Origin of the sequence: Streptomyces sp. CRCS-T-1 (assembly GCF_024442335.1) — a bacterium.
GTDB classification, from domain to species: domain Bacteria; phylum Actinomycetota; class Actinomycetes; order Streptomycetales; family Streptomycetaceae; genus Streptomyces; species Streptomyces koelreuteriae.
Genome location: NZ_CP101651.1, coordinates 3,590,840 through 3,605,733, shown reverse-complemented (window position 1 = coordinate 3,605,733; position 14,894 = coordinate 3,590,840). Strand labels below are relative to the sequence as shown.

The 14,894-nt window shown below is 70.4% G+C and carries 14 protein-coding genes; 11 read left to right on the top strand and 3 right to left on the bottom strand.

Annotated elements, in window-relative coordinates:
• Nucleotides 1-474: 474 nt before the first annotated feature.
• The 4 genes from NNW99_RS16100 (at nt 475) to NNW99_RS16085 (ending at nt 4,584) form a co-directional block, all read left to right on the top strand.
• Nucleotides 475-963 (top strand): glutathione peroxidase, encoded by a 489-nt coding sequence (locus tag NNW99_RS16100; protein ID WP_215119845.1) that lies wholly within the window; start codon nt 475-477, stop codon nt 961-963.
• 23 nt (nt 964-986) lie between these two features.
• Nucleotides 987-3,272, top strand: a complete 2,286-nt coding sequence (locus NNW99_RS16095; protein WP_215119844.1) for an excinuclease ABC subunit UvrA — start codon at nt 987-989, stop codon at nt 3,270-3,272.
• 147 nt (nt 3,273-3,419) lie between these two features.
• Nucleotides 3,420-3,971: a DinB family protein gene (locus NNW99_RS16090; RefSeq protein ID WP_215119843.1), complete on the top strand. Its 552-nt coding sequence runs from the start codon at nt 3,420-3,422 to the stop codon at nt 3,969-3,971.
• Between the two features lie 10 nt (nt 3,972-3,981).
• Complete coding sequence (locus tag NNW99_RS16085) at nt 3,982-4,584, top strand: PadR family transcriptional regulator (RefSeq protein ID WP_215119842.1); 603 nt, start codon at nt 3,982-3,984, stop codon at nt 4,582-4,584.
• Here the strand turns inward: NNW99_RS16085 and NNW99_RS16080 are convergent.
• Both NNW99_RS16080 and NNW99_RS16075 read right to left on the bottom strand, forming a co-directional pair.
• Complete coding sequence (locus NNW99_RS16080) at nt 4,581-5,987, bottom strand: glutamate decarboxylase (protein ID WP_215119841.1); 1,407 nt, start codon at nt 5,985-5,987, stop codon at nt 4,581-4,583. The genes NNW99_RS16085 and NNW99_RS16080 overlap by 4 nt on opposite strands.
• A 25-nt stretch (nt 5,988-6,012) precedes the next feature.
• The gene (locus NNW99_RS16075) at nt 6,013-7,299 is read right to left on the bottom strand and encodes an ion channel protein (protein WP_215119840.1); all 1,287 of its coding nucleotides are present in this window, start codon (nt 7,297-7,299) and stop codon (nt 6,013-6,015) included.
• A 104-nt stretch (nt 7,300-7,403) separates the two neighbouring features.
• Between NNW99_RS16075 and NNW99_RS16070 the strand changes: the two genes are divergently transcribed.
• The 5 genes from NNW99_RS16070 to NNW99_RS16050 all read left to right on the top strand — a co-directional run bounded on the left by NNW99_RS16070 (nt 7,404) and on the right by NNW99_RS16050 (nt 13,141).
• A complete protein-coding gene (locus NNW99_RS16070; protein WP_215119839.1) occupies nt 7,404-8,168 on the top strand; it encodes a MerR family transcriptional regulator in 765 nt (254 codons plus the stop codon).
• Between the two features lie 163 nt (nt 8,169-8,331).
• Nucleotides 8,332-10,254 (top strand): ABC transporter ATP-binding protein, encoded by a 1,923-nt coding sequence (locus tag NNW99_RS16065; RefSeq protein ID WP_255961286.1) that lies wholly within the window; start codon nt 8,332-8,334, stop codon nt 10,252-10,254.
• On the top strand, nt 10,251-11,735 hold the full coding sequence (locus tag NNW99_RS16060) for an NAD(P)/FAD-dependent oxidoreductase (RefSeq protein ID WP_215119838.1): 1,485 nt from the start codon (nt 10,251-10,253) through the stop codon (nt 11,733-11,735). Before NNW99_RS16065 ends, NNW99_RS16060 begins: the two co-directional genes overlap by 4 nt.
• A gap of 358 nt (nt 11,736-12,093) precedes the next feature.
• Nucleotides 12,094-12,750, top strand: a complete 657-nt coding sequence (locus tag NNW99_RS16055) for a class I SAM-dependent methyltransferase (RefSeq protein WP_321170473.1) — start codon at nt 12,094-12,096, stop codon at nt 12,748-12,750.
• A 43-nt stretch (nt 12,751-12,793) separates the two neighbouring features.
• Nucleotides 12,794-13,141, top strand: coding sequence for a helix-turn-helix domain-containing protein (locus tag NNW99_RS16050; protein WP_215119836.1), 348 nt, complete (start codon nt 12,794-12,796; stop codon nt 13,139-13,141).
• Nucleotides 13,142-13,193: 52 nt separating this feature from the next.
• Here the strand turns inward: NNW99_RS16050 and NNW99_RS16045 are convergent, their stop codons facing one another.
• Nucleotides 13,194-13,376, bottom strand: a complete 183-nt coding sequence (locus tag NNW99_RS16045; protein ID WP_251058169.1) for a hypothetical protein — start codon at nt 13,374-13,376, stop codon at nt 13,194-13,196.
• Between NNW99_RS16045 and NNW99_RS16040 the strand changes: the two genes are divergently transcribed.
• Entirely contained in the window at nt 13,332-14,234 is a 903-nt protein-coding gene (locus tag NNW99_RS16040) for an alpha/beta fold hydrolase (RefSeq protein ID WP_251058102.1), read from the top strand. The genes NNW99_RS16045 and NNW99_RS16040 overlap by 45 nt on opposite strands.
• Complete coding sequence (locus NNW99_RS16035; protein WP_215119834.1) at nt 14,231-14,818, top strand: hypothetical protein; 588 nt, start codon at nt 14,231-14,233, stop codon at nt 14,816-14,818. Before NNW99_RS16040 ends, NNW99_RS16035 begins: the two co-directional genes overlap by 4 nt.
• Nucleotides 14,819-14,894 lie beyond the last annotated feature (76 nt).

The following is a 14,894-nucleotide window of genomic DNA, read 5'->3' as shown; positions in this document are numbered from 1 at the left end:
TCGTCCGCCGGGCGGGCAGCCCTTCGACTTGCCCAGCCGCGTGGGCGTCCCCTCAACCGGTCTGCCGCTCCCGGCGGACCATCCTTCGACCTGTCCACCGATCCCGGATGGCTTCCCCTTGGCTTGTGCACCGGGCGGAGCGGCCGCCCCTCGACCGACTTGCCCACCGATCCCGGCGGCTTGTTCAACGACTCCAGGGGGTACCCCTTGGCTTGTGCGCTGGCCCGGTGGGCCGTTCCTCCACCTGTCCACCCCCCGGGGGGGGGCCACCCTCGGCTCGTCCGTCAGCCGCGTGGGCGTCCCCTCAACCGGTTTGCCGCACCCGGCGGCCATCGCTCGACCTGCTCACGCCCTCCCGGCGGGCCACCCCTCCGACCTGCCCACCACCCCGGCGGCCGGCCTTCCAGCCGTACCGCGAGCCCTCCCGACGGGACGTCGACCACGACTGGAGTCGGTGAAATTAGCGTGCACGGCATGACCGTCTTCGACATCGCCATCGCGGAACTCAACGGCAAGCCCGACCTGTTGGCCCAGCACCGGGGCCGGGCCCTGCTCATCGTCAACGTGGCGTCGCAGTGCGCCCTGGCCGGCCAGTACGCCGGACTCGACGCGCTCGCCCGCCGTCACCACGAGGACGGGCTCAGCGTCATCGGCGTGCCCTGCAACCAGTTCGGCGAGCAGGAACCCGGCACCCCCGAGGAGATCGCCGGCTTCTGCTCCCTGCAGGGGATCTCCTTCCCGCTCACCGAGAAGACCGACGTCAACGGAGCCGACCGCCACCCCCTCTACGCCGCCCTGACCCCCTGCGCCGACGCGGAGGGCCACACCGGCGACGTGCGCTGGAACTTCGAGAAGTTCCTCGTCTCGCCCACCGGCGAACCCGTGGCCCGGTTCGGCCCCACGGTCGACCCGGGGGACCCCGAACTCCTGCGCGCCGTCCGCGCGCAGACGCGAACGCAGTGAGCCCCACACGGAAAGGATGATTTGTGAACCAGACGCCGGTTACCGCAACCGACGAGGGCATCCAGGTCTTAGGTGCCCGAGAGAACAACCTGAAGGACGTCTCCCTCGTCATCCCCAAGAACCGGATCTCGGTCTTCGTCGGCGTCTCCGGCTCCGGAAAGTCCTCCCTGGTCTTCGACACCGTCGCCGTGGAGGCCCAGCGGCAGCTCAACGCCACCTTCCCCTGGAACATCCGGCACGACCTGCCCAAGTTCGAACGCCCCCACGTCGACGCCGTCACCCGGCTGACCACCCCGGTCGTCGTCGACCAGCGCCCCCTCGGCGGCAACGCCCGCTCCACCGTCGGCACCGTCACCGACGTCTACACCGTGATGCGCGTCCTCTTCGCCAACCACGGCAACGACGGACTCGGCCAGACCTGGCTCTACTCCTTCAACGACCCCAAGGGCATGTGCCCCGAGTGCGAGGGCCTCGGCCGCGCCCGCCGCCCCAGCCCCGAGCTGATGACCGACCCCGGCAAGTCCATCGCCGAGGGCGCCATCCTCCTGCCCGGCTACACCGTCGGCAGCGCCAACTGGCAGTTCTACGCCAACTACGAGCACCTGGACGCCGAGAAGAAGCTCGCGGACTACACCGACGACGAGATGCACACCCTGCTGCACGGCAGCACCGGCACGTCCGAGGTGACCTACCCCAACGGCAATGTGCTGGCCCTGCGCTACGAGGGCCTGGTGGACAGCTTCGTCCGCCGCCACCTCAAGCGGGACACCGGCGGCATGAGCAAGGCCGCCCGCGACAAGGCCGCCGAGTTCTTCACCGACGGCGTCTGCCCCACCTGCGAGGGCGCCCGCCTCAACCAGAAGGCACTCGCCACCCGCATCGACGGCCACAACATCTCCGACTGGGCGCAGATGCAGGTCAGCGACCTCATCGGCGTCGTGGCCACGCTGAAGGAGCGGCTCGACACCCCCCTCGTCACCACCATCATCGAGACGCTGGAGCAGATCCAGGCCATCGGCCTCGGCTACCTCACCCTCGACCGGTCCACCACCTCGCTCTCCGGCGGCGAGGGCCAGCGCCTCAAGCTCGTCAACCACCTCGGCAGCGAACTGACCGGCCTGACCTACATCTTCGACGAGCCCAGCGTCGGCCTGCACCCCCGCGACGTCAGCCGGCTCAACGACCTGCTGCGCGCCCTGCGCGACAAGGGCAACACGGTCCTCGTCGTGGAGCACGACCCCGACGTCATGGCCGTCGCCGACCACGTCGTCGAGATCGGGCCGCGGGCCGGTGTGCACGGCGGCACGATCGTCTTCGAAGGCGCCTACGACGAACTCCGCACCAGCGACACGCTGACCGGGCAGGGCCTGCGGCGCACCGGCGGCATCAAGGAGAACCCCCGCCCCTGGGGCCGGACCCTGCCGATCAGGAATGCCACGGCCAACAACCTGAAGAACGTCTCCACCGAGATCCCCTGCGGTGTCCTCACCGCCGTCACCGGAGTGGCGGGCGCGGGCAAGAGCTCCCTGATCGCCCACGCCTTCCGCGACCAGTACCCGGGGTCCGTCTTCGTCGACCAGTCGCCCATCCCGCGCTCCTCGCGGTCCACCCCGGCGAGCTACCTCAAGCTGATGGACCCGATCCGCAAGCTCTTCGCCAAGGCCAGCGGCGAGGACGCCTCCCTCTTCAGCTTCAACTCCAAGGGCGCCTGCGAGGAGTGCGAGGGCCGCGGCCTGCTCATCACCGAGGTCGCCTACATGGACCCGGTCACCACGCACTGCGAGGTCTGCGAGGGCCGCCGCTTCAAGGAGTCGGTGCTCCAGCACCGGGTGCGCGGCAAGAACATCGCGGACGTCCTGGCCATGTCCGCCGAGGAGGCCGGGGAGTTCTTCCTCTCGGGCCCGCTGCGCGCCAAGACCAAGGCCCTGATCGAGACCGGCATCGGCTACCTCGGCCTCGGCCAGTCGCTGGCCACGCTGTCCGGCGGTGAACGCCAGCGGCTCAAGCTCGCCGACCGGCTCTCCGGCTCGGGCACGGTCTACATCCTCGACGAGCCCACCACCGGCCTGCACCTGTCCGACATCGACAACCTCGTCGGCCTGCTGAACCGGATCGTCGACCGGGGCAACACCGTCATCGTCATCGAGCACGACCTGGCCGTGATCTCCCAGGCCGACTGGGTCATCGACCTCGGGCCCGAGGGCGGCAACACCGGCGGCGAGATCGTCTTCACGGGCACGCCCGCCGAACTGGCGAAGGCGGCGCACTCGCACACCGGACAGCACCTGAGCCTGTACCTGGAGCAGTAGGCAGAGGTGGCGCGGACCCGGACCCTTGCGGACAGAACCTGACCGCAAGGGTCCGTAGTTTCGTCCTTGTCAGGCAGCAGGCGCCGGACAGCAGACGCCGGACAGCAGGCGTCACGCAGCAGGCCAACCGACGAGAGGCGGCCGTCCATGGTGAAGCACGTGGGACCCGAGGCACCCGGCGACGAGCGCGGAGCGCTCCTGAACTTCATCGCCGAGCAGCGCGGCGGCATCCGGCGGGCCCTGCTCGGCCTGACGGAGGAGCAGGCCTCCTCCCGCCCCAGCGCCAGCGAGCTGTCCCTGGCCGGTCTGCTCAAGCACGTCGCCGAGGTCGAGCAGGGCTGGATCGCCCGGGCCAAGGGCGAGCGGCCGGCGGTGCACCGCGACGAGTCGAACTGGCACGAGTGTTTCGTGCTGGTCGGCGACGAGGACGTGGAGTCGCAGCTCGCGTACTACGAGAAGGTGGCGGCCGAGACGGAGGCCTTCATCCGCGCGGTGCCCAGCCTCGACGACACCTTCGAGCTGCCCAGGACATCCTGGAACCCGAAGGACGAGTTGCTCTCGATGCGCTGGCTGTGCCTCCACCTGATCCGCGAGACGGCCCGGCATGCCGGGCACGCCGACATCATCCGCGAGTCGCTGGACGGCAGGACCGCTTTCGAGCTGGTGGCCGCGGAGGATCAGGAGACGGCCGGGTCCTAACCTGGACCCCATGTCAGCGATCCGCCTGCTCGTGCTCGGCGCGGTCCGCCAGCACGGGCGGGCCCACGGCTACCAGGTCCGGGGCGACCTGGAGTACTGGGGCGCTCACGAGTGGTCCAACGCCAAGCCCGGCTCGATCTACCACGCCCTGAAGCAGATGGCGAAGCAGGGACTGCTGGTGGCGCACGAGATCGCCCCGTCCACGGCCGGGGGCCCGCCGCGTACGGAGTACGAGATCACCGAGCAGGGCACCGCGGAGTACTTCACCCTGCTCCGCCAGTCGCTCACCGCCTACGACCAGAAGCCGGACGTCCTCACCACCGCGCTCGGCTTCATGGTGGACCTCGGCCGCGAGGAGGCCCTGGGCCTCCTGGAGCAGCGGGTGCGGTCCATCGAGGAGTGGCGCGCGACCGTCGTCGAGGACTATCTGCCCGAGGGCGGCCCCCAGCAGCTCGGCCACATCGGCGAGATCATGAACTTCTGGGTCCACTCGGCCGACACCGGCGCCCAGTGGACCCGCGACCTCATCGAACGCATCCGCTCCGGCGCCTACACCTTCGCGGGCGAGGGCGCCCCCTTCGTCGGAGTGCTCCAGGACGACGACGCCCGCTAGTGGTGGAACCCGGTCGCAGCCCCCTTGTCCCGGGTCAGGGGGCGCGGCTGGCGGCGCAGTTCCGGGAGCAGCCGTTCCAGGTCCTGGGTGAGCAGCTCGGCGAGGTCCGCCGAGAAGCCGTTGCGGCACACCACCCGCAGCACGGACAGGTCCTCCCGGTGCGGCGGGAAGGTGTACGCGGGCACCAGCCAGCCGCTCTCGCGCAGCCGCCGGGACACGTCGAAGACGTCGTACGAGGTCACGTCCGGCGCGGTCGTGAAGGCGAACACCGGCAGCTCGTCGCCCCGGGTCAGCAGCCGGAAGTCGCCGAGCGCCTCGATCCGCGCCGCCATGCCGGTGGCCACGTCCCGCGCGGCCTGCTGCACGGCCCGGTAGCCGTCCCGGCCCAGCCGCAGGAAGGTGTAGTACTGCGCCACGACCTGCGCGCCCGGCCGGGAGAAGTTCAGCGCGAAGGTCGGCATGTCGCCGCCCAGGTAGTTCACCCGGAACACCAGCTCCTCCGGCAGCGCCTCGGCGTCCCGCCACAGCGCCCAGCCGACGCCCGGGTAGACCAGCCCGTACTTGTGCCCCGAGGTGTTGATCGACGCCACCCTCGGCAGCCGGAAGTCCCACACCACGTCCTCGTCGAGGAACGGCGCGACCATGGCACCGGACGCCCCGTCGACATGCACGGGGATGTCGAACCCGGTCCGCTCCTGCAGCGCGTCCAGCGCCGCGCACAGCTCGGCGATCGGCTCGTAGGACCCGTCGAAGGTCGAGCCCAGGATCCCCACGACCCCGATGGTGTTCTCGTCGCACAGCTCGGCCGCGGCCTGCGGGTCCAGATGGAACCGCTCGCCCTCCATGGGCACCAGACGGGCCTCCACCTCCCAGAAGTTGCAGAACTTCTCCCAGCAGACCTGCACGTTCACGCCCATCACCAGATTGGGCCGGGCCGCCGGGTACCGGTCGGTGTTGCGCCGCGTCCAGCGCCGCTTCAGCGCCATCCCGGCGAGCATGCACGCCTCGCTCGACCCGGTCGTCGAACACCCCACGGCCGCCGCCGGGTCGGGCGCGTGCCACAGATCGGCGAGCATCGCCACGCACCGCCGCTCCAGCTCGGCCGTGCGCGGGTACTCGTCCTTGTCGATCATGTTCTTGTCCCGGCACTCCGCCATCAGCAGCCCGGCCTCGGGCTCCATCCAGGTGGTGACGAAGGTGGCGAGGTTCAGCCGCGCGTTGCCGTCGAGCATCAGCTCGTCGCGTACCAGCTGGTGGGCGGTCGCCGGGGCCACGGGCTGGTCCGGGAGCCGGTGCGTGGGCGGGGCCTCGGCCATGTCGCCGAGCGGGTTGGCGGCGCCGTAGAAGGGGTTGACGGACAGGCGGCGTTCGCCGGCCCGGCGGATGCCATCGTTGAGCGGCAAGGGAGTCTCCAGAGGGGTCGTTGGGTCAGCGGACCGATGTCCCGTCCGTCCGCAGCTGCATCTGCGGACGGCCCGTGACCAGCAGCCAGGCGGGCAGTGAGGCGACGCAGAGCAGGGCGAGGATCCCCGGCGAGATCACCAGCACCGCGGCGACGAAGAGGCTGATCCAGCCCTGCCGGGTGATCGCCAGCAGCACCCCGAGCACCCCTGCGGACACCCCCACCGACGGATGCACCCCGGGCACCAGGGCGTGCGCGCACAGCCCGAGGGCGGTGCCGACGAACACGGCCGGGAAGATCCGCCCACCGCGGAACCCGCAGGACGCGGCCACCACCAGCGCGGCCAGCTTCACCACCGTCATGACGGCGAACTCCCCGGCCGACCAGCCGTCCGGGTCGTGTGCCAGCTCGGCGATCTCGTCGAGTCCCTTGAACAGCGTCAGATGTCCGCCCACGGCCGCGAGAGCGCCCAGCACGACCCCGCCCGCCGGGAGCATCAGCATCGGGTGCCGCAGCCGCTTGAAGGCGCTGTGGACATAGGGGAGGGCGCGCACGGCGCACATGCCGAGCAGCGCGCCCACGCACGCCACCACGGCCGACGCCAGCAGGTCCGACCAGCCCGGCTGCCCGAAGGGGGGCAGGTCCAGGTCGAAGCTCGGGTGGTCCACGAGGCTCGCGGTCAGGGACCCGGCCGCGGCGGCGGTCAGCGGCGCGAACAGGTTGTCCCACAGCAGTCCGCGGGTCTCCTGCCGGGCCAGCACCTCGGAGATCACGAGGGCGGCGGCCACCGGCGTGCCGAACAGCGCGCCGAGCGTCGCCGCCTCGGCCAGTGCCGGCCAGATCCGCCCCGGCGCCCGGGGAATCGCCTTGCCGCCCAGCCAGACCGCGAGGCCCACGTTCACGGCGATGATCGGGTTCTCCGGGCCGAGGCTCGGCCCCCCGGCCAGCATCAGCGCCGTCGCCAGCACCAGTCCCGGCAGCACCACGGGCGGCAGGACCGGGGCGTCGAGGCCCAGGGTGGCCGGATCGGGGCCCGCGTGCCCCGGCACCTTCCACACCACCAGCCCGACCGCGATGCCGGTCGAGACCAGCATCACGAACATCCACGCCACGGAGTACCGGCCGATCCCCAGGGCGTCCGGCAGGTTCTGCCACAGCACGTCCTCGAGCTGCTCGGCGGCGACCTCCACCCCCACCAGGAGCAGGCTGCAGATCACCCCCACGGCCAGGGCGGGCAGGATCGACGGCAACAGCGCACGGGCGGGGGTCGCGGGAGTGACGGAGGGCGCCTGCCGCGCGGAGTCCTGGACCACGGGCACACGATAAACGGATCAAAAGCGTACAAAGCGCAAACACGCTTGCACCTCACGCGACGTGAGGCCCGACCGTGAAGAACGAAAGAAGGAAGGGAGCGGAAGTGAGCTACTCGGTGGGACAGGTCGCGGGCTTCGCCGGCGTCACGGTGCGCACACTGCACCACTACGACGGCATCGGCCTGCTCGTCCCGAGCGAACGCAGCCACGCGGGCCACCGGCGCTACAGCGACGCCGACCTCGACCGGCTGCAGCAGATCCTGTTCTACCGCGAGCTCGGCTTCCCCCTCGACGAGGTCGCCGCCCTGCTCGACGACCCGGAAGCGGACCCGCGCGCCCACCTGCGCCGGCAGCACGAACTGCTGACCGCCCGGATCGAGCAGCTGCGAAAGATGGCGACGGCCGTGGAACACGCCATGGAGGCACGCAAGATGGGCATCGATCTCACTCCCGAGGAGCGCTTCGAGGTCTTCGGGGACAAGGACCCCGAGCAGTACCGCGAGGAGGCGGAGGCACGCTGGGGCGACACCCAGGCGTACGCCGAGTCCCAGCGCCGCGCCGCCACGTACACCAAGGAGGACTGGAAGCGCATTCAGGCCGAGGTCGACGACTGGGGACGGCGGTACGCGGCCCTCATGTCGTCCGGCGAGCAGCCGTCGGGTGAGGCGGCCATGGACCTCGCCGAGGAACACCGGCAGCACATCAGCGGGTACTACTTCGAGGTCCCCTACGAGCTGCACCGGTGCTTCGGCGAGATGTACGTCTCCGACGAGCGCTTCAAGGCGCACTACGACGGCATGCGCCCGGGTCTCGCCGAGCACCTGAGGGACGCGATCACCGCGAACGCGGACCGCCACAGCGCCGAGTGAGCGGCGCGCAAATAAGGCGGAGCGCTTAATTTGCGTGGGGCCCTTTGATTCTTCAGGTAATGCGACGGGCCACCCGCCGATCAGTCAATCTACTCATAACTTTAGGCCGGAAGGGGCGTGTTAGCTTTCGAACAAAGCGGGGGGAGCGCTTGTGGCGAGTCACGTGAGAAACGCGAGCCCGGACGTCAGGGGCCCGCACGGCGCGGAGTCGGTGGCGAGCGTCGCCAGGCAGCACACCGGGCTGCTGTGCGCGGGGGTGCTGCTCGGCCTGCTGGGGGTGGGCGCCTCGCTCGCCCAGCCCTGGGCCATCGGCAACCTGATCGTGGCGGCGGGCGGGGGAGCCTCGATGACCGGCCCCGTCGCCCAACTCGTCGGCCTCTTCTGCGCGGGCGCGCTCTTCTCCTCGCTCCAGGCCTATGTCATCGGGCGGGCCGGGGAGAATATCGTCTTCGACGTTCGCCGGATCCTGGTCGGACGACTTCTGCGCGCCGATCTCACCGCGTTCGGAAAAGAGTCGCAGGGCGATATCTTCACCCGCACGGTCACCGATACCTCACTGGCGAGAATCGCCCTCGCGCAGAGCCTCGCCCAGCTGATCGTCAGCGGCGCCACGGTCGTCGGCGGCATCGTGCTGATGTTCCTCATCGATCTGTGGCTGATGGTCATCACCATGGGCTGCCTGGGCACCGCCAGCGTCGTCTCCGTCGCGCTCGCCCGCAAGCTCCGCAAGGCCGCTCTGCAGAACCGGGACGACACCGGCGCCTTCGCCGGGGGCATCCAGCGCGTGCTCTCCGCGCTGCCCACGGTGAAGGCGTCCCGCGCCGAGTCCCGTGAGGCCGCCCGCATCGGCGAACTCGCCGAGAGCACACGGCGTTCGGGCATCCGGGTCAACGCCTACAACGCGCTGCTGATGCCCTCCATGAACGTCGGCACGCAAGGCGCCCTGGCCGTCGTCGTGGGCGTCGGGATGGCCTGGGTGGCCCGTGGCGAGATGGACATGGCCTCTCTGACCACGTTCATCATGTATCTCTTCCAACTCGTGTCGCCGCTGGTGATGCTCTTCATGGGGGTGGGCCAGCTCGTCCAGGGCCGGGCCGCCATCCAGCGGGTGGACGAACTCGCCCGCCTGCCCCAGGAGGGCGACACCGCGGCCGGCGCGCCGGGCCCCGCACTCCCCGGGCAGCTCGCCCCGCACTGGCCGGCGGTCGAGTTCCACGATGTGCGCTTCGCCTACCGGCGAGGCAAGCGGGAGGAGCGGACGCAGGTCCTCGACGGCGTCTCGTTCAGCGTGCCGACCCGGGGGCTGACGGCGGTGGTCGGGCCCTCGGGCGCGGGCAAGACCACCATGTTCCAGCTCATCGAACGCTTCTACCCGGTGGACGGCGGCCTCGTCCGGCTCGGCGGACGAGACATCGAGGCGCTGCCCCTCGACACGGTCCGCGCTCTGGTGGGCTACGTCCAGCAGGACAGCGCCGCGATGCGCGGCACCATCCGGGAGAACCTGACCTACGCCAACCCGCACGCCGGTGACGCCGCCATCCGGGAGGCGGTGGAGATGGCCGGCCTCACCTCGGTGATCGCCCAGCTCCCGCGCGGCCTGGACACCGAACTCGGCGACCAGGGCAGCGGGTTGTCCGGCGGACAGCGCCAGCGCCTGTGCATCGCCCGCACGCTGCTCCAGCAGCCCGCGGTGATGCTGCTGGACGAGGCCACCTCCAACCTGGACTCCGACTCGGAGCGGGACTTCCGCGAGGTGCTGCGCCGGGTCTCCCGGCACTGCGCGGTCATCGCCATCGCGCACCGGATCTCCACGGTGATCGACGCCGACCAGATCGTGGTGATGGAAGCGGGCAGGGTCCGGGCCACCGGAGTGCACCAGGACCTGATGGAGCGCGACGAGCTCTACCGGCGCCTGGCCGGCTCGCAACTGCACGCCGAGCCCGGCCCCGTCGCCCCGGCGCCCCGCCCCGTACCGGTGGAACCGTGGGCGCCGCCGCCCTCCATCGCCGTCGGCTGGCCGTCGTACGCCGGACTCGCCGAGCAGACGATGCAGCTTCGGCCCGTCAAGAGTGAGGAGCACTGGTGAGCACCACCGACGTCGCCATCGTGGGCACCGGACCCAACGGCCTCGCGGCCGGCGTGGTCCTGGCCCGTGCCGGTCTGCGCGTGGAACTCCACGAGGCGGCCGACAGCATCGGGGGAGGGCTGCGCACCGCCTCCCTCTTCGACTCCGGGGTGGTGCACGACCTCTGCTCCGCCGTCCACCCCATGGCCGCCGCCTCCCCGTTCCTCCGCGCGTTCGACCTGCCCGCCCGCGGGGTCGAGCTCCTGCGGCCCGAGATCGCCTACGCCCATCCGCTCGACGGGGGCCGCGCCGCCCTGGCCCACCGCTCTCTGGCGAGGACCTGCGAGCACCTGGGCGCCGACGGCCCTGCCTGGCGCCGCCTCATGGGCCCGCTGCTCGAACGCAGCGAGGAGGTCGTCGACCTCGTCCTGTCCGGGCCGCGCACCCTGCCGCGGACCTCCGCGGCGGCCCTGCTGCTGGCGAGCCGGGCAGCGCTCCACGGCAGCGGACTCGGCGCCGCGCTCTTCCGCGGCGAGGAGGCGCCCGCCCTGCTCACCGGCGTCGCCGCGCACGCGGTCGGCAAGCTGCCGAGCCTGGCGTCCGCGGGGGTGGCCATGCTGCTGGGCCACCTGGCGCACGGGACGGGGTGGCCGCTGCCGCGCGGTGGCAGCGGACGGATCGCCGAGGCGCTGGCCGAGGACATCACGGCACACGGCGGCGTCTTCCACACCGGACACCATGTGAAGGACCTGGCCGAACTGCGCGGCGCACGCGTGGTGTTGCTCGACACCAGCCCCAAGGGCCTGCTGGCCCTCGCGGGCGGCCGGCTGCCCCGGGCCTACGCGCGCGGCCTGGAGCGGTTCCGCTACGGCCCGGGCGCCGCCAAGGTCGACTTCCTGGTCTCCGAGCCGATCCCCTGGGCCGATCCGGCGGTGGGCCGCGCCGGAACCGTGCATCTGGGCGGCACACACGCCGAGATGGTGCGCCAGGAGACCGCGAACGCCCGCGGGGTGCGCACGGGGAAGCCGTTCGTCCTCGTGGTCGACCCGGCGGTGGCCGACCCCGGGCGGGCCCTGCCCGGCAAGCGCCCGGTGTGGGCGTACGCGCATGTCCCGAACGGCGACCCCATCGACCCCTACGACCTGGTACGGGCCCGCATCGAGCGCTACGCCCCCGGGTTCGGGGACACGGTCATCGCCCACCGTTCCGTCGCTGCCGCCGCGTACGAGACCTACAACCCCAACTACGTGGGCGGGGACATCGGTTCGGGGGCGATGACGCTCTACCAGAGCATCGCCCGGCCCCTCCCGCGCCTCGACCCCTACCGCACCCCGCTGCCCGGGGTCTTCCTGTGCTCCGCGTCCACTCCGCCGGGTCCCGGTGTGCACGGAATGTCTGGATACCTCGCCGCCCTCTCCGCCCTCCGCCATTGTTTCGGGATATGTGAGGTACCCGACTTGGCGCCCGATTCGGCACCACTTGCATTCCAGCGTCCCGGATAAATGCATGGCGCGCTGCTTGGCAATCGTTGGCCAAAATCCATGGAACTGGCCATATCGCTTTGGTACGGTGGTGCCAACGAAGCTCCCCACAAGCTCCGTTGAGGCGTTACCGTGCTGTCTGACTATTCACGCGGGTGGTCGCGGAGCATTCCGCAACCGCTGTAGCCGGCATCCCACGTCTTGCCCGGCTCCAACTCCTCGGCTTCATGACGCTCCCATCGGTATGGCAGTGGGGACATCATGAACGGGGAATTCTGTGGTGACCGGAGTTGAAGACATAGGCTACGGCAGACAGTTCGAAGGGTGGTACGACCGGCTGATCCCGGATGACAGGATTACCGCCGAGGCTGTAAAGGGATTGCAGGAGCGCCACCCCGCTCCCGAGGCGGGGACCCTTGAATTCGGTGTCGGCACCGGCCGGATCGCCGTTCCGCTGTCCCGAAGTGTCGGCCGGGTGACCGGCGTGGACTCCTCTCCGGAGATGCTGGACGCATTGCGCGTCAAGCTCAAGGACGGCGGCGACGTCACCCCGGTGCACGGGGACATCCGCACCTACACCTCGGACGCCCGCTACGGGCTGGTGTACTGCGTCTGCGCGACCCTGTCGTGCCTGACCACTCCCGCGGATCAGCAACAGGCCGTCCAGCGCGCCGCCGACCTGCTGCTTCCCGGCGGACGGCTGATCGTCGAGACGCACAACAAGCCGCCGATCCTGGACCTTCACGAGGGCCGGACCCGCACCACCTACTTCGTGCCCTACCCGGAGCCCGGGACGGGTGTGCAGACCCACTCCACCCTGCTCGACGGCAGCCTGTGGCACTGCTCGCACATCCTGTACCAGGCCGACGGCACCACCCGGGTGGGCAGCGAACTCACCCGGCTGACGACCCCGGAGGACGTCGACGGCTACGCCCGCGCGGCCGGCCTGGAGCCCGAGAGCCACATGTCCCGCTGGGACGGCACCCCTTACAGCCACGAGGCGCCCATGTTCATGTGCTCCTACGTCAAACCCTGAGCGCACCGCACACACCACAAGGTTGGCTATAAGGGGGTTGCACGTGGGGCGTCCGCCAGTACTTCCGGTAGACAAGAAACTCGGCCTGGTGGTCAGAGTGATGAGCGGTGAAATCACGGCGGCGGAAGCCGCCAGAGAAGCAGGAGTGTCCGAGCAATCGGTGTCGAACTGGCGCCGTCAGTTTATTGAGGGCGGCCGCAGCGGCCTGGCCGGCGAGGGTGGAAAACCCACCGAGGAAGCGTCCCGCATGGCCGAGCTGGCAAAAGAGAACGCCATGCTCAAGGTGACGATCGGCGAACTCTACATGGAACTGCGGAAGTACGGCCGGAGTACGGCCCTGCGCCCGCCGCAGCGCCGTGAGGGAACACGCCCGGGTCGGCTCGTCAATTAACTCATAAATTGAGCCCGGGATTGCGTGTTAGCCTTCCGGGCAGACAGTCACTTCACATCACGGGGGAGGGAATGTGGCGTCTTTGGAGCGTCAGTTTGCCGTCGGCATTTCTGGATTGGCCGGCGCCGGCCTTCTGACCGGTGCGGTTACGAGATTCACCGGCAAACGCGAGCGTGCGCGTCGCTATCGACTGCACGAAAGACCGGACGGCAGCCTTGTCGAGGTCGATGTCCACATCCCTCCGCGGGCACAGCGCGCCGTTCTGCTCGACAACGGCATGGGCGCGCCTCAGGAATACTGGGACTGGGTCTGTGGCGCACTTCCCGCGGACATGGGATATGTGCGGTTCAACCGCCCCGGCTACGGGCTCAGCACCCCGGACACCCGCTACGGCCTGGACCGGCACTTCGAGCTGCTGCAGGAACTGCGCGACACCTACGTCGCGGGCCTCCCGCTCGTCCTGGCGGGCCACTCGCTGGGCGGCTATCTCGTCGCGGCCTACGCCGCCCTGCATCCGGACGCGTCCGAGGGCGTGACGCACGTGGTCATGATCGACGCCACCGAGGTGGTGAGCCTGCGCCATGCCCGCCGGACCGACGTCGACCGCTGGTCCAACCAGCGGATGGTGATGGAGCAGGTGTTCGCCGGCAGCGGTCTGTCGGTCTTCCGTCCCGCCATGAACCGCAACCGGCAGTACCGCCCGGACATCAACCGGAGCTACCGGGCGTTCCAGGCGACGCCCCGCACCTGGGCCACGGCCCACCGGGAGTACCGGGACGCCATGACCTATCCGCAACTGACCGACCTCGACTGCCCGTTGACGGTCATCACGGCGGAGAACAACATCGGCGACAACACCCTGCACGCCGGTATCCAGGCCAGGCTGGCCGTCATCTCCCAGCGGGCCCGGCACCACTTCGTCGCCGGCTCCGATCACGAGTCCCTGCTCTCCGTGCGTCCGCACGCCGAGGAGGTGGCGGAGCTGCTCGCCGGCGAACCTCCCTCCGAGCCGCTCGGGACGTCCTGGCGGCCGTCCACCAGGAAACTCCGGTCCGTCGACAGCACCGCCGAGCGGGAGGAGGAGTTGGCATGATCACGAAGCCGAACGCCGAACGCGTGAAGGTCGCCGCCGTCACGACGTCGCTCGCCGTCTGGCTGGTCGCGACGGCCGTGGCACAGATCCCCGAGCAGCGCTTCGACGGCCTCCTGAGCCGCGGGAGGCTGCGCATACCGACCCCGAACTGGCGCTTCTTCGGGCCGAACCCCGGCGTCAAGGACAACCACCTTCTCTACCGAGACCTCGACGACGGCGAGCCCGGTGAGTGGACTGAGGTCCCCATCGTCCAGGACCGGCCGTGGTACGCACTGGCCTGGAACGCCCGCAACCGCAGCCCGAAGGCCCTGTTCGACGCGACCCAGCACGCCCTGACCCACGCGGTCGCCTTCGGATCCGAGGTGCTTCCGGTGACGACGGCGACCGGGTACCGGCTGCTGGCCCGCTACATCCAGCTCCATCTGCCGCACGCCGAGGGCGCCACGCACAGCCAGTTCATGCTGCTGCACTCGTACCCCACCAGCCCGGACGACCGGAACATCGAACCCGTCTTCGTCTCCATGGAATTCCCCCTGGAGGGAGACGTCACCCCGGCCGACGCGCCCTCGCGCATCGCCGCATAGCGAGTCGATCGACCCCCTCGACTGGAAGCCGCGCGCTCACTCGGCACCTCATGTGCCGCGTGAGTCCGCGCCCTCC